Raw genomic sequence first — 10,106 nt, forward strand, 5'->3', positions numbered from 1 at the left:
CCTTCCCGTCCGCCCCGACACCCCCCCCCCCGCGGCTCGCCTCGGCGCGGGCGCGCGGCCCGCCCGGGGGCGTCGTGGCCGCCCCACGTTCGGATCACCATCGCGGTGCCGTGAAGTGGCGGTCGCTCCTAGGCGTGCACGGCGTGCTTCGCCGAACACTGGTACCAGGTGCCCTTGCCGACGCACACCCACATGTCGTGCCACTCGCCCTCCGGGAGGTTCCCGGTCTTGGTGACGCTGTATGGCGCGGAGTGTCCCTCAGTGCTTGCCACGCGCCCGGTGTCCAGGTTCGCGGCGATCCAGTAGCCGTCCCCGTAGGAGTCGGTGGCAGCAAGCGCGTCGCCAGGCTGACTGCCCTCGGGGTCGATGAACCAGTCGCCGTATCCGGCAACGTGGCCGTCGAGGTGGACGGTCAGCTCCAGGCCGTTGCTGTGGGAGTAGCTGGTGAACGACACGCTCGGTGCGGCGCTCGCCGTCCCGGAACCCAGGCCCACCAGGGCGCCGGCCATCAGTGTTCCCGTGGAGAGCAGGACTCCGAGCCGCTTGCTGATCTTCATGTGCGGTTGTTCCCCCTTCTGGTTGCAAAACGGTCAGCGAATGGAACACTTGTGCCCATCCGCTGACCGGAGATGTTACCGGGGAGACGGTTGGTGACTGCAAGGGGATTCCTTCAGCGGCGGGTCAAAGCGGCGGCTTGTGCCTACTGAAGTGCGATTGCGGGCTTTGCCGGGGGGCGCCGCAGACCGCCGGAACCGGCATGCGAAACTTTTCACATGAGTGCCGCCAGCCGTAGCCGCTCCCGAACCTGTGCCGCCCTGCTCGTCGCAGGTACCGCGGCAGCCGCGATGACCCTTTCCGCGTGCGGTTCGGGGGGTACCTCGGGTGGTGGCGGTGACACCAACTTCGTGATGGGAAAGGACGGCGTCTCAACCGCCAAGAAGGGGCAGCGCGCCGAGGCCCCCGACCTGTCGGGGAAGACGGTCGACGGCGGTCGGCTCGACGTGGCCGACTACCGGGGCAAGGTGGTCGTCCTCAACGTGTGGGGCTCGTGGTGCCCGCCGTGCCGTGCCGAAGCGCCGTCCTTCGAGAAGGTCTTCCAGGACCTCAAGGGCCAGGGTGTGCAGTTCGTGGGGATCAACACCCGTGACACCAGCGTCACTCCTGCCCGCGCCTTCGAGAAGGAGCAGGGGGTCACCTTTCCCAGCCTGTACGACCCGACGGGCAAGCTGATGCTCCGCTTCAAGAAGGGCACGCTCAACCTCCAGACCATCCCCTCCACGCTCGTCCTCGACCGGGAGGGTGGGATCGCCGCTCGCTCGCTGGCGCCTCTCAGCGAGGAGAAGCTGCGCAAGATGGTCGCTCCGGTCCTCGCGGAGAAGTAGACGTGAGCACCATCAGCACGATCGCTGCGGCGACCGATCCCAACCAGACCGTGCTCAATGGCACCCTCCTGGTCGCGCTGCCCATCGCGCTGCTCGGTGGGCTGGTTTCGTTCTTCTCGCCGTGTGTCCTCCCGCTCGTCCCCGGTTATCTGTCGTACGTCACCGGCGTCGCCGGCACCGATCTGGCCGAGGCCCGGCGCGGTCGGATGGTCGCCGGAGCCTCCTTGTTCGTGCTCGGCTTCACAGCCGTCTTCGTCTCCAGCGGTGCCCTGTTCGGCTACTTCGGGGACACCCTCCAGGCCAACAACGACGTGCTGTCCAAGGTGCTCGGCGCGCTCATGGTCCTCATGGGCGTCTTCTTCATGGGCCTGATGCCCTGGATGACCCAGCGGGAGTTCCGCTTCCACAGGAAGCCTGCCACCGGCCTGGTCGGCGCCCCGTTGCTCGGAGCGCTGTTCGGCATCGGCTGGACCCCTTGTATCGGCCCGACCCTCGCCTCGGTGATCGCCCTCTCCTCCCAGCAGGGCAGCGCGGGCCGCGGTGCCATACTGACCGTCGCCTACTGCCTCGGCCTCGGCATGCCGTTCGTGCTCGCCGCGGTCGCCTTCCGCAAGGCGCTCGGCGCCTTCGGCTGGGTCAAGCGCCACTACGTCTGGGTCATGCGCATCGGCGGCACCATGATGATCGTGACCGGGCTGCTGCTGCTGACCGGCGCGTGGGACCGTCTCGTGCAGGACCTGCAGTCCTGGTCCGCCGGCTTCACTGTGGGGATCTGATCCATGAGCAAGACCACACCCGCCACCGACCCCACCGACTCCACCGCCCCCGGCGCTCCCGCCGCCGACCAGGACCTCGGCGCCGCGGGCGCCCAGCTGTCCACCGCGCCCAGGGACAGCCTGAGCGTGCCCGCCCTGGGTGTCGTCGGCTGGGCCCGCTGGTTCTGGCGCCAGCTGACCTCCATGCGGGTCGCGCTGCTGCTGCTCCTGCTGGTGGCGCTCGGCGCCATCCCCGGCTCGCTGATCCCGCAGACCGGCACAGACGCCACGAAGGTCGCCGACTTCGTCAAGAACAACCCCACTCTCGCGGACGTCTACGACAAGCTCGGCCTCTTCCACGTCTACAGCTCGGTGTGGTTCGGCGCGATCTACATCCTGCTGTTCGTCTCTCTCATCGGCTGCATCATCCCCCGTACCTGGCAGTTCGTCGGCCAGCTCCGCGGCCGCCCGCCGGGCGCCCCGAAGCGGCTGACCCGGCTGCCCGCGTACACCACCTGGCGCACCGAGGCGGAGCCCGAGCAGGTACGCGAGGCCGCGCTGGCCCTGCTGAAGAAGCGCCGCTTCCGCGCCGACCTCGCCGGTGACGCCGTCGCCGCTGAGAAGGGCTATCTGCGCGAGGTCGGCAACCTCGCCTTCCACATCGCGCTGATCGTGATGCTGACCGCCTTCGCCTGGGGCCAGCTCTTCAAGTCCGAGGGCAACAAGCTGGTCGTCGAGGGCGACGGCGACGGGTTCTCCAACACCCTCATCTCCTACGACGACTTCAAGTCCGGCAACCTGTTCGACGTCGACGACCTCGTCCCCTTCAGTTTCACGCTGGACAAGTTCACCGGCACCTACGAGACCAGCGGTCCCACCAAGGGCACCCCGCGCCTCTTCCAGGCCGCCATCACCTACAGCGAGGGCGCCTACGGCAAGTCCCGCAAGACCCTCGTCAAGGTCAACGAGCCGCTCGAGATCGGCGACGCGAAGGTCTATCTCACCGCCCACGGCTACGCGCCCGTGGTCACGGTCCGGGACGGCAAGGGCGACGTCGTCTACAGCGACGCCGTGCCGATGCTGCCCCTCGACTCCAACGTCACCTCCACCGGGGTGGTCAAGGTCCTCGACGGCTACAAGAACGCCAAGGGCGTCAGCGAGCAGCTGGGAATCTCGGCCTTCTTCCTGCCGACCTACACCAAGGGCAGCGAGACGGCCTCCACCTTCCCCGCGCTGAACAACCCGGTGCTCAACCTCACGCCGTACCACGGCGACCTCGGGGTCAACTCCGGCATCCCGCAGAGCGTCTACCAGCTCGACAAGTCGCACATGAAGGACTTCAAGGACGCCAAGGGCCAGGAGCTCAGGGAGAACCTGAAGCCGGGCCAGACCATGCGGCTGCCGGGCGGCGCAGGCTCGGTCACCTACGAGGGCACCAAGCAGTGGGCGAACTTCCAGGTCGTCCAGCAGCCCGCCAGTGGCTGGGCCCTCGCCGGCGCCCTCACCGCGATCTTCGGCCTCGCCGCGTCCCTGTTCATCCAGCGCCGCCGGGTGTGGGTGCGGGCGGTGCGTGGCGGCGACGGCGTGACGGTCGTCGAGATGGCGGGCCTCGGTCGCAGCGAGTCGGCGAAGCTGCCGGAGGAGCTGGGCGAGCTGGCGGGAGTCCTTTTCGACCAGGCGCCCGGCGCACCCGACCGCGACGCCGCCTCCGACGAACCGCCCGCGCCGACCGGGCCGGCCCCCGGCACCGGCAAGGAGCGGACCGAACCGGTCGCAGGTGCTGCCACCGACGCTCAGCACCCCGCCAAGCCCCCGGTAGCCGACCCCGACACGGAGCCGCGCACCGAGCAGACCACCCCCGACCCTCAAGTCGCACCCTCCGAAGGGGCTGAGACGCAGTGACTCTCGCCGCCGCAACCGAGTTGGCCACCGCCACCAACGAACACCTCGCCAACATCAGCAACACGCTGATCTACTCAGCGATGGCCGTCTACACCCTGGCCTTCTTCACGTACATCGCCGAATGGCTCCTCGGCAGCCGCAGCAAGGTCGGCCGGACCGCCGCCGCGCTGACCGGCGCCGCCGGCAAGGCCAAGGCGCCGGCCGTCACCGTGAGCAAGGGCGGCAGCACCGCCGTACTGGAGCGGCCGCAGGTCGTGGTGCGGGCCGCGGCCGGGGCGCGGAACGTGCCCGACGGGCCCGGGGCGCACGGTGGGGACGAGCAGGGCGACCTCTACGGCCGTATCGCCGTGTCCCTGACCGTGGTCGCCTTCCTCGTCGAGCTCGCCGGGGTCGTCGCCCGGGCGGCCTCGGTGGAGCGGGCCCCGTGGGGCAACATGTACGAGTTCAACATCACCTTCTCCACGGTCGCCGTCGGCGTGTACCTGACGCTGCTCGCGCTGCGGAAGAACGTCCGCTGGCTCGGGCTGTTCCTGATCACGACGGTCCTCCTCGATCTCGGCATCGCCGTCACTGTCTTGTACACCGCCAGCGACCAGTTGGTTCCCGCCCTTCACTCGTACTGGCTCTACATCCACGTCTCGACCGCGATCCTGTGCGGCGCGGTCTTCTACGTGGGCGCCGTCGGCACGATCCTGTACCTGTTCAAGGACTCCTACGAGAGCAAGCTGGCGAGCGGCGGCACGCCGGGCCGGTTCGCCACCTCGTTCCTGGAGCGGCTGCCCGCCTCCGCGACCCTGGACAAGTTCTCCTACCGGGTCAACGCGGCCGTCTTCCCGCTGTGGACGTTCACGATCATCGCGGGCGCGATCTGGGCGGAGTCGGCCTGGGGCCGCTACTGGGGCTGGGACCCCAAGGAGACCTGGGCGTTCATCACCTGGGTCGCTTACGCCTGCTACCTGCACGCCCGTGCCACGGCCGGCTGGAAGGGCCGCAAGGCCGCCTACCTGGCGATGATCGCCTTCGGCTGCTGGCTGTTCAACTACTACGGCGTCAACATCTTCGTCTCCGGCAAGCACTCGTACGCCGGCGTCTGACCCCTGCCGGTCGGTCACGACGGCGGCAGGCACTCCTTCGCCGGTGGCTTCCCCTCCGGCCAGGCGATCCGCACGAAACGGGCCGTGCCCTGTGGAGTCAGTTCCACGATGGGCACGGCCTTGTCGTACGGGTTGCCGTGGTTGTCGAGGCAGATCCAGCCGCTCGCGCCGTTGACGCGCTGCTGGGTGCCCTTGATGAGCCGCCACTCGTTGCGGACCTCTTCGAGGGTGGGGACGTCCTTGGTGCCCTTGGCGAACCGGATGCCCTGGTACGTCAGCCGCATCGCGTCGTAGGCGATGATCAGCTGGCCGTCCTCCAGGTCCACGTCGCCGATCGGCCCCACCTTGTCGCCCTGGCCCTCGCGCACCAGCTCCTGGAGGACCTTGGCGTCGGCGGCCGAACCGCCGGTCGGGGGCGGGGACTTCAGCCAGGCGTCCGGGTGGGCGAGCGCGGTGTAGCGGACGGTGAGGTTGCGGTCGAGGGCGTCCCGGTCCAGGTCCTTGTCACCGGTGAGGTAGGACGCCTCGTCACCGGTGAGCAGGGTGAACCTCCGCTTCTGGCAGCCGCGTTCGCCGAGCGCGTTGATGAACTGGCGCAGCTGGGTGTGGCGTCCGGCGAACAGGATGGTGTCGGTGCCGGCGTCCGTGTCGCAGACCAGGTGGGTGATCTGCTCGAAGTCGTTGGCGGTGGAGCCCTCCAGGCTGCGGTCGTCGGGCGGGTTGAACGACCAGGGGGCGTACGGCGATCCCTTGAGCAGTTTCCCGAAGGAGCGCTGCAGGGTCAGCGAGTAGGGGTCGCCGTTGTCCTCGTCGTCCGCCTTCTGGTCGTAGACCAGGACCGCCTTGTCGGCCGCGACCTGGGCGAAGGAGGTGAGCGCGCGGGCCTCGTCGGTGTTGGTGGGGGCGACCCGGGCGAGCCCGGGGAAGGGGTCCTTGCCGCCCTGGCCGTTGGCGAGGTTGTCGGCGGTGATGGAGGTGCCGATCACCGCGATGCCCCGGGCGGTGAGCGCGGTGACGGCCCGCTTGTTGTTGGCGGTGCTCAGCCCGACCCCGGCGACCGCCCGCAGCCGGTCCTTGCCGCCGGTCATGCCCGCCAGCTGGTCGACGGTGTGCTCCCAGTGGGCGCCGGTGGCACCGGGGTTGGCGAGCACCAGCCGGATCGCCGGCACGGTCCCGTTGGACCGGTGGTTGGCCTGGTACTGCGCGAGATACGCGCCCTGGAGCTCGTGCAGCACGTCACCGAGGTTGTCGGCGTCGGTCGCGGTGAAGGGCTCGAAGAGCGCCACGGTGACGTACGGGCCCTTGATGGTCCTGTTCTCCCGGTCGATCGCCTCGACCACCGGTGTGAACGGAGCCCGTCCCCAGTCGTAGCCGGTCGCCGAGACGCCCACGCACTCGTCGCTGCCCTCCGGCCTGGCGACCCCTTCGGCGCAGGAACGGTCGTCCTGAGCGAGCTTCCAGCCCCCGGCCCCGAGGCCGCCCAGCACCACGAGGGTCAGCAGCAGGGCGAGGTACCGGCGCAGGGGGATCTCCCAGACGCCCTCCCGCAGCCATGTTCCGAAGCCTCGGCCGGCCATCACGCCACCCCCTCGCCGTCGTCGCCGTCAGTGCCGTCGTCGTTGCCGTCGGGGACCCTGAGCGGGCGCCCGGCGAGCGCGTCCTCGGGCCAGTCCCGGGAGGCCCGCCACAGCAGGGCGTTGCCGGCCGGGCGCAGGTTGGACAGCTGCTCCAGCTCGAAGCGGAGCCGGTCGCAGACCTTGGGATCGGGCAGCGCGAGCGGATCGGTCAGCTGCCACACGGCGTGCAGCAGCCGTCGTATCCGCAGATGCAGAACGGGGTCCACGTCGTCCGGCACCTGCTGGGCGGCGTCCGTGTGGCCGAGCGCGATCGCCGCGCGCCGGTCGTCGCGGGCGGCGAAGTCGTGGCCCTCGGCGTCGTGTGCGTGGAAGTAGGGCGCCGAGGCGACGAAGCGCAGGGTGCGCAGCCAGGTGCGGGTGTCCAGGGCGGTGAAGGTGTCGCGCAGGTGGGCGACGGCCGACTCCGTGGTGCCGAGGGCGAGTTCGTGGTGCAGCCGGTAGCGGGCGTGGGCCTCGTCCCGGTCGGCGGGCGCGTAGTGCGCGATCAGGGTCTCGTGTGCCTCGCGCCAGCGCCCGTGGTCGGTGGAGGTGTGGTGCAGCCGGAGCAGCAGCAGCGTCCGTACGAAGGGGTCGCCGACGAAGCGGCCCGGCACCTCCGGCAGTCCCTCCTGGACGAGCCGGGTCTGCAGGGCCCGTACGTCCGCCGGGCCGAAGTCGTCCGGCAGGAGGGCCTCGGCCAGGGCGGTGGCGGAGTCGTGGTCGTGGGCGGCGGCCAGCACCGTCAGCTCCTCCAGCCGGTCGGCGGGCACGAGCCGGTCGAGGAGCTCGACGTAGGTGGGTCTGCCGTCGCGGTCCTCGTGCAGCCGTACGTCCGCGGTGAGCAGTTCACCGAGGCGGGCCGTGCCGTTCTGTGCGGCGGACTCGGTGAGCACGGTGATGCCCAGCGGGTTGCCGCCGGTCAACCGGTGCACGGCGTGCGGGAGTTGGGGCGGCACCTCGTGCTCGTCGACGATGTGCAGGGTGTCGTCGGCGGTCAGCGGCGGCAGGGAGACCAGCAGGGCGCGGGAGGAGGGGGACGCGGGGTCGGGCGTCCAGTCGCTGCGCCGGGCGACCTCGGGGAGGGTGCGCCGTACGGCGTTGCGCAGGGCGGGGCGGCCGGCTTCGCGTAGCGCGGTGATGAAGACGACCTGGTCGGCGATGCCCTCCGAGCGGTCGCGCAGGACGGGGTCGGTGAGGCCGGGGCCGGGCGCGGACTGCGCGTTGTCGACGAGGACGAGGGGCCGGCCCAGGCGCTGCATGCGGGGCAGCACGCCGGTGTAGGCGTCGGTGAGGTCGGCGAGCAGGGCCCGCACGAGATGGCGTTCGGCGTGTTCGCGGGAGGTGCCGCCGGCCCGGAAGTGCCCGGACAGCAGCATGAGTCCGCGCCGGGCGTTGCGGCTCGCGTTGGGGTAGTCCCGCCACCAGGTGGCCGCCCGCTGCTGGCGGCGGTGGACGAAGCTGTCGGAGATGGACTCCAGGGTCGCCTCGATGGCGGAGGACAGCAGCGGCCCGGTCCCGGTGGCCGCGGCCGCCACGTTGGCGGCGACCCGTCCGGCCCAGCGCCCGGCGAACCCGGCGATCCACGACCCGCTCTCGTTGAGCAGCAGGATCCGCTCGACCTCGCGCCGGATCCGCTCCGAGTCGGCGTCCCGCCATCCTCCGGCGGCGACCGCGACCAGGCCCGACATCAGCCGCGGGAAGGTGATCCGCCCGGTGCCGGTCACCGGCTCGGCGAGCTGCTCGGCGATCACCAGCAGGGCCTGCGACACCGGTGACCAGGCCTCGGCGTCCCGGCCCGCGGGCGGCGCCGCGAACTCGGCCGTCTCGCAGTCGATCAGGGCCACCGGGGTGTGCCCCTTGTAGGCCTCCCGCAACTCGGCGAGCAGGGCGCTCTTGCCCATGCCGCGGGCGCCGGTGAGCACGACGAAGGGCAGTTCCTGCGGATGCTCCACCGCGAGGGCCCGGTGCTGGTGCGGCCGCAGCCCCACGAGCCGGGGTGCGAGCCCCGCCGGATCCGTGTCGAACAGCGCCCCGCGCCCGTGCAGCTGTCTGTGCACCCGCATTCCCCCCATGCGCGCTGTCTATCAACCTCAGGGTAAGGAGGGGGAGTTGGTTCGGACTAGATCGCGTGATGTCCGTTCGGTTACGAAAGTGTCGACATCGGACCTTCGCTAGTGCGAGCTGCCCGCCTCCTGGACATTCGACGGCGGAATTTGACACGGTGGGGTGCACCGGCCCGCAATCGAACACGTGGTCGATGATGCCCTTCGGGAGGCCCGTCGTGTCCCTCTCCTTCTACGCCGCGCAGAGCACGTTCTCCGACCCGGGCGATCTCGCCTCGCTCTACCGCGTCTTACCGCGCGATCCGGCTCAACTGGCCCGTGTCGTACGCGATCTGATGATCCATCGCGTGGAAGGCGAGCTCTTCGGGCACACCCACCCGGCCGACCGCCTCCACAACGACGCGGAGACCCGCTACATCGACGACGTCCTGCGGATCCTCGTCGAGCGGAACGACGCCCCGCTGACCGTGCGCCGCGAGCCGGGTGACCGGTTCGTCGGGACCTGCCGCGACTTCACGCTGCTGCACGTCTCGCTCCTGCGCCATGCCGGCATCCCGGCCCGGCTGCGGTCCGGGTTCGCCGACTACTTCTCGCCGACCGGCTTCCACGGGGACCACGTCGTCACCGAGTACTGGGACGAGAAGCGGGGCTGGCTGCTGGCGGACGCGCAGCTGACCGATCCCGAGATCACCGCCAACTGGCCGGCCGACTTCGATCCGATGGACGTCCCCCGGTCGCGGTTCCTCGTCGCCGGGGAGGCCTGGCGGGCGATCCGGGAGGACGGGGCGGACGAGACGGAGTTCGGACTGCACCGGCCGGCCGAGGGGCCGTTCTTCGGTGAGCGGTTCGTGGCCGGGAACATCCGGCTCGACCTCGCCGCGCTGAACAAGGTGGAGACACTGCTGTGGGACGTCTGGGGTGAGGACGACGGGGAGCCGGGGACGGCGTTGCCCGAGGCGTCGCGGGAGTTCTACGACCGGGTGGCGCCCGTGGTGAGCGGGGACGTGCCGTTCGAGGCCGCGCGGAAGCTGTTCGCCGAGGACGACGTGTTGCGGACGCCTCGGACGGTGACGTGTTACGCGCCGTTCAACGGGACGAGTCTGGTGACCTTGCGGTAGGCGGTTCGCTGGTATGCCGAGTGCCGCTCCGTCATGGCCACCCGGTGTGCACAGGTCGCCGTCAGCAACTCGCCCAGCAGATCCGGATCGTTGATGTCCAGACCGAGCAACGACTCGATGCGGTCCAGGCGTTGGTACAGCGACTGGCGGCCGATGTGGAGCAGGGACGCCGTGCG

General features: G+C 70.4%; 9 protein-coding genes. 5 read left to right on the plus strand and 4 right to left on the minus strand.

Annotated elements, in window-relative coordinates:
• Positions 1–128 precede the first annotated feature (128 nt).
• The gene (locus ACFVYN_RS18835) at positions 129–557 is read right to left on the minus strand and encodes a hypothetical protein (RefSeq protein ID WP_389999638.1); all 429 of its coding nucleotides are present in this window, start codon (positions 555–557) and stop codon (positions 129–131) included.
• A 216-nt stretch (positions 558–773) separates the two neighbouring features.
• Here ACFVYN_RS18835 and ACFVYN_RS18840 point away from each other — a divergent pair, with 216 nt between their 5' ends.
• Genes ACFVYN_RS18840 through ccsB form a run of 4 tightly spaced genes read left to right on the plus strand, consistent with a single transcriptional unit; the run spans position 774 to position 5,133 of the window.
• A complete protein-coding gene (locus ACFVYN_RS18840) occupies positions 774–1,382 on the plus strand; it encodes a TlpA family protein disulfide reductase (protein ID WP_389999641.1) in 609 nt (202 codons plus the stop codon).
• Between the two features lie 2 nt (positions 1,383–1,384).
• Entirely contained in the window at positions 1,385–2,158 is a 774-nt protein-coding gene (locus ACFVYN_RS18845; RefSeq protein ID WP_389999644.1) for a cytochrome c biogenesis CcdA family protein, read from the plus strand.
• A gap of 3 nt (positions 2,159–2,161) precedes the next feature.
• The gene (locus ACFVYN_RS18850; RefSeq protein WP_389999647.1) at positions 2,162–4,039 is read left to right on the plus strand and encodes a cytochrome c biogenesis protein ResB; all 1,878 of its coding nucleotides are present in this window, start codon (positions 2,162–2,164) and stop codon (positions 4,037–4,039) included.
• A complete protein-coding gene (gene ccsB, locus ACFVYN_RS18855; protein WP_389999650.1) occupies positions 4,036–5,133 on the plus strand; it encodes a c-type cytochrome biogenesis protein CcsB in 1,098 nt (365 codons plus the stop codon). Before ACFVYN_RS18850 ends, ccsB begins: the two co-directional genes overlap by 4 nt.
• A 14-nt stretch (positions 5,134–5,147) precedes the next feature.
• Here the strand turns inward: ccsB and ACFVYN_RS18860 are convergent, their stop codons facing one another.
• Together ACFVYN_RS18860 and ACFVYN_RS18865 are read right to left on the minus strand one after the other, a co-directional pair.
• Positions 5,148–6,710 (minus strand): hypothetical protein, encoded by a 1,563-nt coding sequence (locus tag ACFVYN_RS18860; RefSeq protein ID WP_389999652.1) that lies wholly within the window; start codon positions 6,708–6,710, stop codon positions 5,148–5,150.
• Positions 6,710–8,812, minus strand: a complete 2,103-nt coding sequence (locus tag ACFVYN_RS18865) for a hypothetical protein (protein WP_389999655.1) — start codon at positions 8,810–8,812, stop codon at positions 6,710–6,712. Before ACFVYN_RS18865 ends, ACFVYN_RS18860 begins: the two co-directional genes overlap by 1 nt.
• A gap of 194 nt (positions 8,813–9,006) precedes the next feature.
• On the opposite strand from ACFVYN_RS18865, the gene ACFVYN_RS18870 reads away from it, so the two are divergent.
• The gene (locus ACFVYN_RS18870; RefSeq protein ID WP_389999657.1) at positions 9,007–9,930 is read left to right on the plus strand and encodes a transglutaminase-like domain-containing protein; all 924 of its coding nucleotides are present in this window, start codon (positions 9,007–9,009) and stop codon (positions 9,928–9,930) included.
• Here the strand turns inward: ACFVYN_RS18870 and ACFVYN_RS18875 are convergent.
• The coding region (locus ACFVYN_RS18875) for a helix-turn-helix domain-containing protein (protein ID WP_389999660.1) at positions 9,888–10,106 on the minus strand (219 nt) is incomplete at its 5' end. The genes ACFVYN_RS18870 and ACFVYN_RS18875 overlap by 43 nt on opposite strands.

The organism is Streptomyces sp. NPDC058307 (assembly GCF_042880295.1).
Classification (GTDB): domain Bacteria; phylum Actinomycetota; class Actinomycetes; order Streptomycetales; family Streptomycetaceae; genus Streptomyces.